Source organism: Sphingomonas guangdongensis, assembly GCF_900199185.1.
Taxonomy (GTDB): domain Bacteria; phylum Pseudomonadota; class Alphaproteobacteria; order Sphingomonadales; family Sphingomonadaceae; genus Sphingomonas; species Sphingomonas guangdongensis.
Map to the genome: position 1 here is coordinate 857,154 of NZ_OBMI01000003.1, position 14,843 is coordinate 871,996.

The window sequence follows — 14,843 nt, forward strand, 5'->3', positions numbered from 1 at the left end:
TCTTTGGTGAGAACCGGTGCGACTTGCTTTCGGTTGCAAATCCGCCCGGCCCTGCCGCATAGCAGCGCCATGTCAGACAACCGCGCTGCCGAGCTTTCGTTCGAGGATGCCTTCAAGGAGCTGGAGCGCATCGTCGCGCGGCTGGAGAGCGGCGATGCCGCGCTACAGGAGGCGATCGACCTCTACGCCCGCGGCGACGAGCTGCGCCGCCAGTGCGACGCGCGCCTCAACGCCGCGCAAGCCCGGATCGAGGCGATCAGGAGCGACGCCGACGGTCGCGCCACCGGCACCACGCCGTTCGCCGCGGGCTGAGTGGCCAGCGTGACGACCACCACCGCCGTCACCCTGGCCGACGCCACCCGCGAGGTGGGGGTGGAGATCGACCGGCAGTTCGACCGGCTGCTCACCGTACCAGACGATCCCCGCGCCGATCTGTACCGGGCGATGCGGCATGCGGCGATCGGCGGGGGCAAGCGGCTGCGCCCGCTCCTCACCTTTGCCACCGCCAACCTGTTCGGGGTCGACCGCAGCTGCACCGCACGCGCGGCCACCGCGATCGAGTGCATCCACGTCTACAGCCTGGTGCACGACGACTTGCCGGCGATGGACGACGACGACCTGCGCCGCGGCAAGCCGACGGTGCACAAGGCCTTCGACGAGGCCACCGCGATCCTGGCCGGCGACTGCCTTCACGCGCTCGCGTTCGAGCTGTTGACCCACCCCGATACGCACCCGGACCCGTTCGTCCGCTGCGAGCTGGTCGCCGATCTTGCCCGCGCGTCGGGGCCGAGCGGCATGGCCGGAGGCCAGATGATGGACCTGAGGGCCGCGAGCGCCAGCTTCGACATTGCGACCGTCACCCGCCTGCAAGCGATGAAGACGGGCGCACTGATCAGCTGCGCGGTGGAGGCTGGCGCGATCCTCGGTCGCCTTCCGGTTGAGGGGCGCACCTCCCTGCGCGGCTACGCTCGCGACCTCGGCCTCGCCTTCCAGATCGCCGACGACATCCTGGATGTGGAGGGCGACGAGGCCGCGGTCGGCAAGGCGCTGCACAAGGACGCCGACGCGGGCAAGGAAACCTTCCTGTCGCTGCTCGGGCTGGAGCGGGCAAAGGAACAGGCGGCGATGTTGGTCGAGCAGGCGATCGCCCACCTGCACGCCTTCGGGGCGGAGGCCGACCTGCTCCGCCAGATCGCTCGCTTCGTCCTGGAGCGCGACAGGTGACCCGGATCGGGGTCTATCCGGGCACGTTCGATCCCATCACGCTCGGCCACATGGACATCATTCGGCGCGGCGCGAAGCTGGTCGACCGGCTGGTCGTCGGGGTCACGACCAACCCGTCCAAGTCGCCGATGTTCACCGTCGAGGAGCGGATGGCGAGCGTGCAGCGCGAGGTCGCGGAGGTGGACGGCGACATCACCGTCGTGACCTTCGATTCGCTGCTGATGGACTTCGCGACGCGGGAGGGCGCGAGCATGATCGTCCGCGGGCTGCGCGCGGTCGCCGACTTCGAGTACGAATACCAGATGGCCGGCATGAACCAGCAGCTTAACGCGCGGATCGAGACGGTATTCCTGATGGCGGACGTGTCGCTGCAGCCAATCGCGAGCCGGCTGGTGAAGGAGATCGCGCTGTACGGCGGCGCGATCGGCAAGTTCGTCAGCCCGGCGGTGGAGGCGGAGGTCGTCGCCCGGGTCGCATCGATCGGGCGCAAGGGCGCGCCGTGACGTTCATTTTGCCGCAAGCGCCAATTTGATCTAAGCGGCGCGGCACGTCTGATATTCCCGAGGTCGATCGTTGATGCGTCTGTTCTTCGCCGCGGTGCTGTTCGCCACCGCCTTCCTCGCCGTACCCGCCGATGCGCAGTCGCTGATCCCGGTCCCGGGACGCGCCGCCGCGCCGGCGACCACCGACAAGGAGAACCTTTGGCTGCTCGACCTGTCGAACGGCGGCCGCGTCACCATCTGGCTCCGTCCCGACGTCGCGCCCAAGATGGTCGAGCGGATCAAGACGCTGACGCGCCGCAAGTTCTACGACGGACTGCTGTTCCACCGCGTGATCGAGGGGTTCATGGCGCAGGGCGGCGACCCGAAGGGTGATGGCACCGGCGGTTCCGACCTCGGCGACCTGCCCGCCGAGTTCAACTACCTGCCCCATGTGCGCGGTGCGGTCTCGGCCGCGCGAGAGGGCGCACCGGAGGGCGCGGACGCCGCGGTAAAGAAGAAGGCGGAGGACAGCGCCAACTCGCAGTTCTTCATCGTCTTCACGCCGCGCCTGTCGCTCGACAAGAAGTACACGGTGTTCGGCCGCGTCATCGACGGCATGCAATATGTCGACACGATCGAGCGCGGCGAGCCGCCCGCTAACCCGACCCGGATCGTGCACGCCTACATCGCCGCGGACAATCCGCCGGCCTATGTCGCGCCCACGCCCGAGCGGGTGATGGTCGATCCGGTCAGCCTGCCGCCCGGCCCCGGTCGCCGCGTACCGCCCGCCCGGTGAGCAGCCGCGCACGGCGCCCGCGCCCGTGAACGTCGACCTGTTCGATTTCGAGCTGCCGCCTGAGCGGATCGCGCTGCGGCCGGCCGAGCCGCGCGACGCCGCGCGCCTGCTGGTGCTCGACGGCCCTGAAACGCGGGACTGCGTGGTCGCCGATCTGCCGGCGCAGTTGCGGCGCGGCGACCTGTTGGTCTTCAATGACACGCGCGTGATCCCGGCCCAGCTCGACGGCCGGCGCGGTGAGGCGCGGATCGGCGCGACGCTCCACAAGCGGGAGGGCCCGCGCCGCTGGCGCGCCTTTGTCCGCAACGCCCGCCGGTTGCGCGACGGAGACGTCATCGACTTCGGCGAAGGCGTGAGCGCGGCTGCCAGCGGCAAGGCGGCTGACGGCAGCATCGCGCTCGACTTCGCCGGCGACGAACCGGTCGAGCTGCTGCTGGCGCGGGCCGGGCGCATGCCGCTCCCGCCCTACATCGCCGCCCGCCGGGCGCCCGATGCGCGTGACGCCGACGACTACCAGACGATGTTCGCGACCGAGCCTGGCGCCGTCGCGGCGCCCACCGCCGCGCTGCACTTCACGCCCGACCTGCTCGCCGGGCTGGCGGCCGCCGGCGTCGAGCACGCGACCCTCACCCTGCACGTCGGTGCGGGTACCTTCCTCCCGGTCAAGGCGGCGGACACCAACGAGCACCGGATGCACGCCGAGTGGGGCCGCATCGACGCAGCTACAGCCGATCGGCTGAACGCGGTCCGCGCTCGCGGCAACCGCGTGATCGCAGTTGGCACCACCAGCCTCCGCCTGCTCGAGAGCGCCGCTAATGCAGATGGCCGCATCCGGCCGTTCGAAGGCGACACTGCGATCTTCATCACGCCGGGCTTCCGCTTTCGCGCGGTCGACGGCCTGCTCACCAACTTCCACCTGCCCCGCTCGACGCTGTTCATGCTGGTATCGGCGCTGATGGGCCTGGAGCGTATGCAATCGGCCTACGCCCATGCCATTGCGAACGGCTACCGCTTCTACTCCTATGGCGACGGGTCGCTCCTGCTGCCTGAACAGCCAAATTCCAGGTAGTTAGGCCGCTTCCTTCGTCCACTTTCGTAATAGGTCGGCGATAGCGTCCGCCGCGATCGGCTTGCTGATCAGGTAACCTTGAGCCAGGTCGCAACCGACGCTCCGAAGAAAGGCGAGGCACGCCTCGTCCTCTACGCCTTCCGCGACGACTTTCAGCCCGAGCTCGTGCGCGAGGTCGATGGTCGAGCGCACCAGGATCGCATCGCCTCGGTTCTGATGAGCGTGCTGAACGAAGGAGCGATCGATCTTGAGCTCGTTGAGTGGGAGCTGCTTCAGGTACGACAGCGTCGACTGACCAGTGCCGTAATCGTCCATCGAAATCGCGATGCCAAGCTCGCGGAATCGGTCCAGCGCGGCGGTTGCGGCGTCGGGGTCGGTCATCGCCGCTGACTCGGTCACCTCGAAGATCAGCCGGTCCGGTGCGATATTGGTTTCTTCGAGCAAGGCGATGAGGTCGGCGTTGAAGCCCGGCGACGACAGCAGCTTGGCCGACAGGTTGACCGCGCCGGTGATCGGATGGCCCGCCGCGGCCCAGTGCTGCAGGTCGGCGATCGTCCGGCGCACGACGAAGAGCGTCAGGCCAGCAATGCGGTCGTTCCGCTCGGCAAGCGGGATGAACAGGTCGGGGCGGAGGAAACCGCGGGTTGGATGCTGCCAGCGGATCAGCGCCTCGACACTCGCGATCCGTCCGGCCGCGAGCGCAAGCTTGGGCTGGTAGACGACCTGCAGCTCGCCCCGCTCCAGCCCCTCGTTCAGCTCGCCGAGCAGCGACAGGTCGCGGTCGACCGCCTCCTCCTCGGCGCTGGTGTGGAGGTGCCAGCCGCTGCCGTCCACCTGCGCCTGCTCGGCGGCGAGCGCCGCCTGGGCGATCACGCGGTCCGCGCGGCGGCCCTCTCCTTCGGCAACGCCGATCGTCACGCTGACGTCGATGCGGCGACCGTCGACCTCCACCGGCGAGAGCATCAGGGCGCGAAGCTGGGCGTAGCGGTCGCCGATGAGGCTGACATCGACGGTTGCGTTCCAGGCGAGCACGCCGTCGTTGATCCGGTGCAGGTCGACGCCCGGACCGATCAATCGCAGGCGGTCGGCAACGCGGAGCAGCAGGGTGGCCGCGGACTCGGGTGACAGGCCCGCCGCCAGTCGCTCGAACTCGCTCACGCGCGCGACAACGAGGAGGACCGTGGGCTCGTTGCGCAGCGCCTGCACCAACGCGGGCCGGTTCGGCAGCCCGGTCGCCTCGTCGCGCAGTCGCCGCTCCCGCCAGACGCGCTCCAGTCGTAGCGCGCCACCGATGAGCGAGACCATGCCGAGCATCGCCAGCGCGGGAACCAGCTCAAGCACGAGCCCGAACAACGCCTGCAAGCCGACCGCGGCTGCGAACAGCGCGACGGCGCTCGCCACGCACGCCGCGGCGAACGCGCGATTGCGGCGCTGGCGAAGGATCAGCCAGCCGGCCGCAAGCGTGGCGAGCAGCACGAGCGGCCAGCCGATCCGCACCGGCACCCCGGCCATCAGCGTCTCGGCGGCGAGCGCCTGGATCGCGACTCCGGGGATCACGCCATAGTTCGGGACGGCGTAGCGATCGCCGAGTTCGACCGCCGTTGCACCGATCAGCACGTGACGGCCGCGCAGCGCCGCGGGATCGAACCGACCATCGCGGATATCGATAAAGCTGTGGCGGGGAATGGTGCCCGGATCGATCGCGAAATCGATCGGAAATTGGTCACCCGCCTGCCCGTTCCTCGCCGCCAGCATCGCCGAGAGCGACGGCCGCGGCGTGCCGGCGGTCACGGTGCCGATCGGCGCGGCGCGAACCTTGCCGTCATTGTCGGGCTGGACGCTCACGGTGGCGAGTTGCGCATGGTCGCGCAGCTCGGGGGCGGGTAGCGAATCGATCTCCGCCGTGCCGTTGCTGCCGGCGGCCTGGCGCATGGTCGGGAGGACGACGTGTCCGTCCGCCCGCCGCAGCGCCGCGGCGAGCGCGGCATCGCCGCTCCCGTCCGAGCGCGACGAGAAATCGACGTCGAAGGCGATCGTGTCGACCCCAGCCTGGCGCAGCCGGTCGATGACCCGGGCGTGCTCGGCGCGCGACCACGGCCAGCGATCGATGGCGACGATGCTGCGCGCGTCGACTTCCACGATGTGGAGTTGTCCGCTCGCGGGATGACGGCGCAGCGCCGCGCTCCACCCCGCAGCGACGCGCTCCGCCGTCGTACCGGCGCCGGTGACGCCGGTCGCGACGCCGACGGTACCGGCGACCAGGAGCGTCAACGCGCGCCCGGCCCTATGCGTCATCACGGCCGAAGACAGGGCCGACAGTCGAAGCAGCATCATGCGGCCGGGTTAGGCGACGACCTGCTAAGGATTGATCAACCCGCGATCAGTCGTCGTCGTCGTCATCTCCGTCGTCGCGATCGTCATCACGATCGTCGTCGTCGCGATCCTTCTTGAGGTCATCTAGCGCCTTCTTCACGTTCTCCGCAGCCTTTTTCGCCTCTTCGGCCGCCTTCTTGATCAGGTCGTCCGCGACCTTCTTGGCTTCTTCGGCCGCCTTCTTAGCGTCATCGGCGGCCTTTTTGTCGGCTTCCTCGGCCGCCTTCTTCGCCTCCTCGGCTGCCTTCTTCGCGTCGTCGGCAGCCTTCTTGTCGGCCTCGTCCTTGGCCTTCTTGGCCTCCTCGGCGGCCTTCTTGGCGTCGTCGGCGGCCTTCTTATCGGCTTCCTCAGCAGCCTTCTTCGCCTCTTCGGCTGCCTTCTTGGCGGCGTCGTCGGCCTTCTTTGCGTCCTCAGCCGCCTTCCTGGCGTCATCGGCCGCCTTCTTGTCGGCTTCGTCGGCCGCCTTCTTCGCCTCTTCGGCCGCCTTCTTCGCAGCCTCGGCCGCCTTCCTGTCGGCCTCCTCCGCCGCACGCTTCGCGTCCTCGGCAGCCTTCTTGGCAGCCTCTTCCGCGGCCTTCTTCGCGTCGTCGGCCGCCTTGTCGGGCTTGTCCTTGCCCTGCTCCTTGGCGAGCTCCTCGGCCGCCTTCTTGGCGGCATCCGCGGCCTTCGCCTCGGCATCCGCCTTGTCGCGCGCGTCCTTGGCGGCCTTGGCCGCGTCGTCGGCGGCGCGCTTGGCGGCTTCCTCGGCAGCGCGACGCTCCTCGCGCGCCTTGGCTTCGGCGGCCCTGGCCGCCTCGTCGGCTGCCTTGGCCGCTGCCTTCTCGGCGTCGGCATCCGCCTGCTGCTGCTGGCGGGCGAGTTCCTCGGCTGCCTTGCGCGCCTCGTCCGCGGCCTTCTGCTCCGCGGCCGCGCGATCGGCCGCGTCCTTTGCGGCACGGTCTGAGTCGGCCTTCGCCCGCGCAGCCGCCTCCTCCGCAGCCTTGCGCGCGGCGGCGGCATCGCGCTCGGCAGCGCGCGCCGCCTCCTCCGCCTGCTGGAGGGCGGCACGGCGCGCCTCCTCGGCCGCGGCGGCATCGCGGTCCTTGGTGTCGGCGACCGGCTCCGGAGCCGGTGTCGGCGTGGGTTCCGGCGTCGGCGTCGGCGTAGCTGGCGACGCACCTGCATCCTTGTCCGCGGGAGCTCCCGTGGCCGGCGCCGGCTGTGTTTCGGGCGCGGGTTGCGTGGCGGGCTCTGGCGTGTTGGTGACGGGCGTCGGCGCAGGTGTGCTTGCCACCGGCTCTACCGCCGGAGCAGGCGACGGCGTGGTCGTGACCGGGGTCGGCGCGGGCGCGCTCGCGACCGGCTCGGTTCCGGTGCCGATTGCCGGCGTCGGCGCGGTCGTGGTCGGCGCCGGCGTCACCACCGCCGGGATGGTCAGCGCCGGACGTCCGGTCGCGGGCGTGACGGCGAGCGCGACGACCGCTGCGGTCGTGCCCGTGATCAGCCCACCCGTGACGCTGCCGAGATCTACGGGCTTCTCCTGGATCGCCGCCGCGATCACGTCGGCGGTGGTCACCGGCGCCTCACCTACCGTCTCCTGCACGTTCGGGAGCTCCGCGGTCGAGGCGGACTGGTCGGACGATGGAGCGGGCGTGCTCGGCGTGGCGGGCGCGGGCGCCTCCGCAGCGGGCGCAGCCGGCGCCGGCCCCGTGGCGGCGCGCGCCGGCGAATCGATCACTCGCGCCGCGCTGCCCTGCACCGTCAGGCGGAAGCGGTCGGTTGCGGAAACGAGCGCGACCGAGCCGGGGCGGATCAGGTCGCGGGCGCCGCCATCGTCGGTCGACACCTCGACCGCCCCCTCGACCACCTGCATAGACGCGCCCTCGCGCCCGACCGTGATCGAGAAGGTCGTCCCCTTCACCACGGCGGCGAGGTACGGCGTCTTGACGCCGAAGTGCGGGTTCGGCTGCTTGTCGATGCGGAAGACGGCATTGCCCCAGTCCTGCAGGATCTGGATGAGGCCGCTCTGCTGCGCCGCCTCCGGCACGCGCAGACGGCTGTTGGGCGAGACGGTGACGAACTCCGGCCCGCGCACCATCACCGCGCGGCTGCCGGCGGCGGTGGTGACGGTTGCGCCGGGTGCGACCACGGTGCCGCGGTTCGCGGGGCGAGATCCTTGCGCGTCGGCGATCATGACGCGGCCGCTCGTCTCGCTGATCTTCCACTCCCGCGCCTGCGCGAACGCCGACGTGCTGGAGAGAAGTGCGATCGCAACGGCCGCAAGCCTGACGCTGTTCTTCATCGGGAACCCCATTTGTGTAGGGTGCGGCCTAGGGGCGCTTCCTTGCCAGCGCGTGTGATTGCTTGGTTACCGCCCCTTCAACTTGAGGCTTTCGTAACGATTACAGCCATATCGCCGGGCCCGGATCGAACCGGGGCCTTGTTGCATGATGAATCGCACGCTGCTGAGCGTGGTCGCGTTGCTTGCGGCAGTGCCGGCGGTGGCCCAGACCAGGGTCGACCGCGTCGATCCGGCACGTATCGAGCGCGAGAACCTGCCGGTGACCAGGCCCGAGGCGAAAGCGGCGCCCACCGTTGAGCGCCCAGCCGTCGCGCCGCCCGCGGCCGCTACGCCCGCCAGCATTGCGGTCGGCGCGGTCGCGATCGAGGGGCTGCAAGAGCTGTCGCCCGAGGACTTCGCCGACATCATTGCGCGCTATGTCGGGCGGTCGCTCAGCGGCGCCGAGCTCGCGACCCTGACGGAGGAGATCGGCCGGCGTGGCCGCGAGCGCGGCTATGTCTTCGCCTCGGCCTCCATCGTGCCGCAACGGCTGACCGCCGGCGTCCTGGTCGTGCGCTACGATCCGGGTGCGCTCGACGAGATCCAGCTGGAGGGGGCTGAGAGTGCCGCGGTGCGCGCCGCGCTTGCGCCGCTGCTCGGACGACCCGCACGCCTCGACCAGGTCGAGCGCCGCCTGCTGCTCGCGGGCGACATCGACGGCATCTACGTCCGGCGCAGCCGCTACGTGCGCGAGGGAAACCGCGGCATCCTGCTCGTCAGCATCCTCGAAACCCGCCGCCGCGTGCGTGCGGTGCTGGAGAACGACAGCACGGGACCGATCGGCCCCAACCAGCTGCGGCTCGACGCCGACTGGAACCGCGTGCTGTTCGCCGACGATTCGATCAGCCTGACCCACGTCAGCACGCCGTTCGAGCCGGAGGAGCTGCAGTACGTCCGCGCCCGCTACGCCAAGCGCCTGAACGCGAGCGGGACGGAGGTGACGGTCAGCGGCTCCTTCTCCGCGACTCACCCGGGCGCCTATCTCGAGCCTCTCGACCTGGCGGGGCGGAGCTGGTTCGGCAGCGTCGCGGTGCTTCAGCCGCTTCAGCGTCGGCGCGACGGCAGCCTGTGGTTTAGCGGGGGGCTCGACCTCCGCGATACGGTGCAGGACCGCGCCGGACTGCGGCGCCGCCACGACCGGCTGTTCGCACTGCGGCTGATCCTGTCGGGCAGCCGCAAGGCAGGCGGCGGTGCGCTCCGCGGCAACGCGACGCTGTCACGCGGGCTGGATGGGCTCAGCGCGACGCGTCACGGCGATCCGCTGGCGTCGCGCGGCGACGCCGATCCGACCTTCACCTCGCTCGTGGTCTGGGGCGACTGGACGCGGCCGCTGCCCGACGATCTCAGCATCCGGCTAAGCGCGCAGGGACAGCTCGCGTCGCGGCCGCTGCTGATCGCGGAGGAGATCGGGATCGGCGGCAACGCCTTTCTGCGCGGCTACGATTACAGCGAGCGGTCGGGCGATCAGGGCGTGATGGGGAGCGCGGAGCTCCGCTACGACTGGCGCAACCCGCTCGGGCTCGGCCGCAAGGCGCAGCTATACGGCTTCGCCGATGCCGGGCGCGTGACCAATCTCCGGCGCGGGTCCGGCGGCGGCAGCCTGGCGTCGGCGGGTGCCGGCATTTGCGCGGACGTGAGCTCGTCGATCGACGCATCGATCGAGGTGGCAGTGCCACTCTCCGGCCCGCGCTACGAGACCGATGATCGCCGGCCGCGCATCAACGTGCGCCTGCTGAAGCTGTTCTGATGGCGAGCGCTTCGCCCGACCGCCGCGGCACGCCGCGCGCCAAGGTATTCGAGGTGTCGTTGCTGGCGATCGACGGACGCGAGCACCGCGCGCACCTGCTCGACGTCAGCGCGGCGGGCGTGCGCGTCCACTGCCGCAGCACGCTCGCAATCGGGCAGCTACTGGCGCTGCGCGCGCCGGACCTGGACCGCCGGGCGGTGGTGCGGTGGGTGCACCCGGACGGGCGCGCCGGGCTGGAGTTCGCGGCGCGGGGCAGCTGAGCGCGCTCCCCGCTGTTGCCGAGCGCACGGAGGCGCTACAGCGGGCGCCATGCTGATCATCGCCCTGCTCGCGCTACAGGCGGCCCCCGCGCCGGAACCCTATCGGCCGCCCGTCTCCACGATCGTCGCCGAGCCGGTTGCCTTGTACCTCGCCTTCGCCGATCAGGACCGCGACGGCCGCACGACCCTCCCCGAACTGCGCAAGACGGTGCTGGAGACCACCTCGGCCGATCCGCCGTGGCAGGCGGCGGGCGAGGCGGGGATCGGCTACATACAATATGCCGATTGGGCCCAGCGCTGGCTCGGCGACCGGAACGCGCTGCCCTCCCCCTTCGAGGTCGATCGCAACGGCGACAACCGGATCAGCGTCGACGAGTTCGAGACCCGGATGGCCGCGATCTTCGCCCGCGTCGATGCGGACAGGAATGGCGCGGTCACCCGCGCCGAGCTGCTGACGATCCGGGGCGCCCCGCGCGGCGATCGGCCGGAGGGCCGGCGCGGCGGCGAGGACGGCGGCGATCGTTCGCGGCGGCGGCGCTGATCCCGGAGCAGCAATGGGCGCGCACCACGGTCACAGCCACGGGCACGAGCACGGCGAGCACGGGCACCATCATCACGCCCCCGCCGATTTCGGGCGTGCGTTTGCGATCGGCGCGGCGCTCAACATCGCCTTTGTCGTGGTGGAGGCGGGGTTCGGCCTGGCCGCCCACTCGGTCGCGCTGCTGGCGGATGCGGGCCACAACCTGTCGGACGTGCTCGGGCTGCTGGTCGCCTGGGGCGCGGCGACGCTCGCCAGGCGGCCCGCCTCCGGACGTTTCACCTATGGGCTGAAAAGCTCATCCATCCTGGCCGCGCTTGCGAACGGCGTGCTGCTGCTCCTCGCGGTCGGCGCGATCCTGTGGGAGGCGGTGCGGCGGCTGGCCGACCCGCCACCGGTCGCGGCCGGCACGCTGATCTGGGTCGCGGCGGCAGGCATCGTCGTCAACACCGCGACCGCGCTTCTCTTCGCGCGCGGGCGGCACGGCGACCTGAACATCCGCGGCGCCTACCTCCACATGACGGCGGACGCGCTGGTGTCAACGGGCGTGGTGATCGCCGGCATTGTCATCGCCGCGACCGGCTGGCGCTGGGTCGATCCGGCCGTCAGCCTGGTGATCGTGGCGGTGATCCTGGTCGGCACCACCGGCCTCCTCCGCGATGCGCTGGTGATGGCGCTGCAGGCGGTGCCGCGGAGCATCGATCCGGCCGCCGTCCGCGCGCTGCTGGCCGGCCTACCCGGCGTTGCGCGGGTACATGATCTCCACATCTGGCCCATGAGCACGACGGAGAACGCACTGACCGCGCACCTGGTCATGCCCGGTGGTCATCCGGGCGATGCTTTCCTATCAGAGGTGCAGCACCGCCTAGCGCACGACCATGCGATCGGTCACACGACGCTCCAGATCGAGCTCGCCGACGCGCAGCCATGCGAGCCGCACCACCACTAGGCCAGGTGGACGGCCAGCCACACGGTCGGCGGATCGGCGCTGGTCCGCGTCACCCAGTGCGGCTGATCGGCCGCGATGAGCAGGTGGTCGCCGGCGCGCAGCGTCACCTCGTCAGAGTCGGCGATCCGCATGCCCGCGTCGCCCGCGAGGACGACGACCCATTCGTCATGCGGCTGAACCTTGGGCGTGTCGGCGGGCGTCACCTGTCCGGCGGACACGATCCGCTCGATCCTGCAGCCCGGTCGCTCGATAAGCGCCGTGAAACCCTCCGCTCGCCTGGCGGACGGCAGCTTCGCGTACAGATTTCCGATCGTCGGGCGGAACCGCGGCGGTGGCGGCGGTGGTGGATCAGGTGCAGGCGTTGCCTTGACCCGCTTCAATCCCTTGGTCGAACGCTGCCACGTCGAGCGGGTTCGGTCGCGCAGAAACCTTTCGATCGCGGCCGGCGTGGCCTCGAGCCCGTCCTCACCGATCCCAAACACCGCCTTGCCCGCGGCGTCGCTCAGCCCGTAGCGGCCGAAATCACCGCCCGGCTTGCGCCGCCGGGAGGTGCGCAGTTTCAGGCCCTGATGCGCGGCCATCTCGCGCAGGCGGTCGCTCTCCTCGCTCATGCTCCCCGCAACGCCCGATCCTTGCCGCGCGTTGCACGAACGCTACAGCAGCCGGCATGCCTCCCCGTTTCGACTTCACCATCACGGCGAGCGATGGTCGCGCCCGCACCGGCATTATCGCCACCCGCCGCGGCGAGATCCGTACCCCCGCCTTCATGCCGGTCGGCACCGCCGCGACGGTGAAGGCGATGAAGCCCGCCGACGTCCGCGCGGGCGGTGCCGACATCATCCTCGGCAACACCTATCACCTGATGCTCAGGCCCGGTGCGGAGCGGGTCGCGCGATTGGGCGGCCTGCACGCCTTTATGAGGTGGGACCGGCCGATCCTGACCGATTCCGGTGGCTATCAGGTGATGAGCCTGTCCGAGCTGACCACCCGCAGCGAGAACGGAGTCGCCTTCCGCTCGCACCTGGACGGGTCACGCCACCTGCTGACGCCCGAACGCTCGATCGAGATCCAGCGGCTGCTTGGCAGCACGATCACCATGGCGTTTGACGAGCTGGTGCCGACCACTTCCCCGCGAGAGGTTCAGGCGGCGGCAATGGAACGCTCCATGCGCTGGGCGAAACGCAGCCATGACGCCTTCTTCGGCGCGGAGGCGCATGCCGCGGACAACGCGATCTTCGGCATCCAACAGGGCGCGCTCGACGAGGGACTGCGCCGCGCCTCGGCCGATGCACTGACCGACATCGGCTTCGACGGCTACGCGATCGGCGGCCTCGCGGTCGGCGAAGGGCAGGAGGCGATGTTCGCGTGTCTCGACTACGCGCCCGCGCAGCTGCCAACCGGACAACCGCGCTACCTGATGGGGGTCGGCAAGCCGGACGACATCGTCGGCGCGGTGGAGAGGGGCGTCGACATGTTCGATTGCGTGCTGCCGACGCGGTCTGGACGGACCGGACAGGCGTTCACGCGGAACGGCCCGATCAACATCCGCAACGCCCGTTTTGCGGAGGACCAGGCGCCGCTCGACCCGGCCTCTCCCACTGCGGGGTGGAGCAAGGGGTACCTCCACCATCTCGTCAAATCGGGCGAGATGCTGGGTGCCATGCTGATGACCGAACACAACCTGTGGTTCTACCAGCAGCTGATGGCGGACCTGCGCGCCGCGATAAGCGCGGGCCGGTTGGCGGCGTTTGCATCGGCCTTCCGTGCGGCCTATCGCGGCGGTCAAGGAGAGTAAGCGTGGACGACACCCCAACCAACGAGATCGTCGCGGCCGCCGCCGACGCAAAGGCGCGGCGCGCAGACGAACAGAAGCACAAGCGCTGGCCGCTAAAGGCAATCGGGCTGGGCGTCGGCATCGGTTCGGCCGCGGTCGCCGCGGCGCTGCTCTATGCCAATCGCGAGAGCGACAAGGACGCCGACAAGTAAGTCGTTAGCGCGATGCCGGAGCGTGCCGTTCCGGGACGCGACTGAAATCGGGCGCGCGGCAGCCGCGCGAGCGCGTTATGGGCGCGCTGATGAGGCGGGTGCGGTTCAACAGGCAGGCAGGTGGGGCAGCGGCGGCGCTGCTGGTGTCGCTTGCCGGCGTCGGCTTCTCCGCGCACGCGGGCCTCAGCCGAACTCCGGACCTTGCATCGAATCGTATAACAGCGCAGCAAGACGCTGACGAGCCTCAGCATTTTCCTGGCGCCGCCCTGCTGTATGCCGAGGAAGCGGGCGATGATGGCAAATCGACGACGGTCGGCGCCACCGGCACGGTCGCCCTCCCAGACCTTCCCGCGGGAGTCCAGCCAGCTCTGGCAGAAGCCGACGCCTCGATCCGTCCGGCGGCACCGTTCATGCTGCGTGGCACGACGCTCGACAAGGCGCGGGCGCTGCAGTGCCTGACAACGGCGATCTACTATGAGGCGGCAACCGAGCCCGACGATGGTCAGGCCGCGGTGGCGCAGGTGATCCTGAACCGCGTGCGGCACCCGACCTTCCCGGGCAGCGTCTGCGGCGTCGTCTACCAGGGATCGCAGCGGCGTGGGTGCCAGTTCAGCTTTGCCTGCGATGGCGCGCTCGCCCGCGCGCCGGCGCGCGTCCCCTGGGAGCGTGCCCGCCGCGCGGCGGCGCGGGCGCTCGCCGGACAGGTCTTCGCCCCTGTCGGCCTCGCGACCCACTACCACACCTACGCCGTCACCCCGGCGTGGAACCGCAGCCTGGTGATGACCGGCATGTTCGGGGCGCACCTGTTCCACCGTTGGAAGGGATGGTGGGGGACCCCCGCCGCCTTCACGCGCAGCTACGTCGGCGGAGAGCCGCTGCCGGAACCGCACGCGCCGGCCGCGCCAATCCAGCAGGTGACGATCGACGTCGCGGTTGCCGCGCGGACGGCGGCGTTGCTCGCGGCAACGCCGCCCGCCCCGGCCACGGTCCAGCCTGCGCATGTGGAAAGCGGCGAGGTGCGCGCCGCCTATGCCGCGCCGGCGGAGTCACAGATCCTTGATCGCTGGAAGGACAGCGGCAAGCCGCTGCGCTGACCTCC

General features: G+C 70.5%; 15 protein-coding genes. 12 read left to right on the top strand and 3 right to left on the bottom strand.

The annotated features are described in order from the left end of the window. The first annotated feature begins 69 nt into the window (after positions 1-69). The 5 genes from CRO12_RS16310 (at position 70) to queA (ending at position 3,571) form a co-directional block, all read left to right on the top strand. Positions 70-312, top strand: a complete 243-nt coding sequence (locus tag CRO12_RS16310) for an exodeoxyribonuclease VII small subunit (protein WP_097064964.1) — start codon at positions 70-72, stop codon at positions 310-312. Beyond that, positions 313-1,224 carry a polyprenyl synthetase family protein gene (locus CRO12_RS16315; protein ID WP_097064965.1) on the top strand — a complete coding sequence of 304 codons (912 nt, stop codon included), beginning with the start codon at positions 313-315 and terminating at the stop codon, positions 1,222-1,224. Further along, positions 1,221-1,727, top strand: a complete 507-nt coding sequence (gene coaD / locus CRO12_RS16320) for a pantetheine-phosphate adenylyltransferase (RefSeq protein WP_097064966.1) — start codon at positions 1,221-1,223, stop codon at positions 1,725-1,727. The genes CRO12_RS16315 and coaD overlap by 4 nt, the downstream gene beginning before the upstream one ends. Before the next feature lie 73 nt (positions 1,728-1,800). After that, the gene (locus CRO12_RS16325) at positions 1,801-2,502 is read left to right on the top strand and encodes a peptidylprolyl isomerase (protein WP_097064967.1); all 702 of its coding nucleotides are present in this window, start codon (positions 1,801-1,803) and stop codon (positions 2,500-2,502) included. 25 nt (positions 2,503-2,527) lie between these two features. Beyond that, positions 2,528-3,571, top strand: a complete 1,044-nt coding sequence (queA, locus tag CRO12_RS16330; protein WP_097064968.1) for a tRNA preQ1(34) S-adenosylmethionine ribosyltransferase-isomerase QueA — start codon at positions 2,528-2,530, stop codon at positions 3,569-3,571. Here the strand turns inward: queA and CRO12_RS16335 are convergent, their stop codons facing one another. Then, positions 3,572-5,905, bottom strand: a complete 2,334-nt coding sequence (locus CRO12_RS16335; protein ID WP_097064969.1) for a putative bifunctional diguanylate cyclase/phosphodiesterase — start codon at positions 5,903-5,905, stop codon at positions 3,572-3,574. It abuts the gene before it with no gap. Positions 5,906-5,951: 46 nt separating this feature from the next. Beyond that, a complete protein-coding gene (locus CRO12_RS16340; protein WP_179641061.1) occupies positions 5,952-8,225 on the bottom strand; it encodes a FecR domain-containing protein in 2,274 nt (757 codons plus the stop codon). Between the two features lie 145 nt (positions 8,226-8,370). On the opposite strand from CRO12_RS16340, the gene CRO12_RS16345 reads away from it, so the two are divergent. From CRO12_RS16345 to CRO12_RS16360, 4 genes are read left to right on the top strand one after another with little or no spacing between them, the layout of a single operon-like run. Continuing rightward, on the top strand, positions 8,371-10,011 hold the full coding sequence (locus tag CRO12_RS16345) for a ShlB/FhaC/HecB family hemolysin secretion/activation protein (protein WP_097064971.1): 1,641 nt from the start codon (positions 8,371-8,373) through the stop codon (positions 10,009-10,011). Beyond that, the gene (locus tag CRO12_RS16350; RefSeq protein WP_097064972.1) at positions 10,011-10,271 is read left to right on the top strand and encodes a PilZ domain-containing protein; all 261 of its coding nucleotides are present in this window, start codon (positions 10,011-10,013) and stop codon (positions 10,269-10,271) included. Before CRO12_RS16345 ends, CRO12_RS16350 begins: the two co-directional genes overlap by 1 nt. A 49-nt stretch (positions 10,272-10,320) precedes the next feature. Beyond that, positions 10,321-10,812, top strand: coding sequence for an EF-hand domain-containing protein (locus tag CRO12_RS16355; protein ID WP_097064973.1), 492 nt, complete (start codon positions 10,321-10,323; stop codon positions 10,810-10,812). Between the two features lie 13 nt (positions 10,813-10,825). After that, positions 10,826-11,758, top strand: a complete 933-nt coding sequence (locus CRO12_RS16360; protein ID WP_097064974.1) for a cation diffusion facilitator family transporter — start codon at positions 10,826-10,828, stop codon at positions 11,756-11,758. Here CRO12_RS16360 and CRO12_RS18395 read toward each other — a convergent pair. Beyond that, a complete protein-coding gene (locus tag CRO12_RS18395; protein WP_245858560.1) occupies positions 11,755-12,369 on the bottom strand; it encodes a cupin domain-containing protein in 615 nt (204 codons plus the stop codon). The two genes, CRO12_RS16360 and CRO12_RS18395, sit on opposite strands and share 4 nt — an antisense overlap. Before the next feature lie 56 nt (positions 12,370-12,425). On the opposite strand from CRO12_RS18395, the gene tgt reads away from it, so the two are divergent. The 3 genes from tgt (at position 12,426) to CRO12_RS16380 (ending at position 14,838) form a co-directional block, all read left to right on the top strand. Further along, positions 12,426-13,553: a tRNA guanosine(34) transglycosylase Tgt gene (tgt, locus tag CRO12_RS16370; RefSeq protein ID WP_097064975.1), complete on the top strand. Its 1,128-nt coding sequence runs from the start codon at positions 12,426-12,428 to the stop codon at positions 13,551-13,553. Between the two features lie 2 nt (positions 13,554-13,555). Further along, a complete protein-coding gene (locus CRO12_RS16375) occupies positions 13,556-13,744 on the top strand; it encodes a hypothetical protein (protein ID WP_097064976.1) in 189 nt (62 codons plus the stop codon). An 89-nt stretch (positions 13,745-13,833) separates the two neighbouring features. Next, positions 13,834-14,838 (top strand): cell wall hydrolase, encoded by a 1,005-nt coding sequence (locus tag CRO12_RS16380; RefSeq protein WP_097065142.1) that lies wholly within the window; start codon positions 13,834-13,836, stop codon positions 14,836-14,838. The last annotated feature ends 5 nt before the right edge of the window (positions 14,839-14,843 follow it).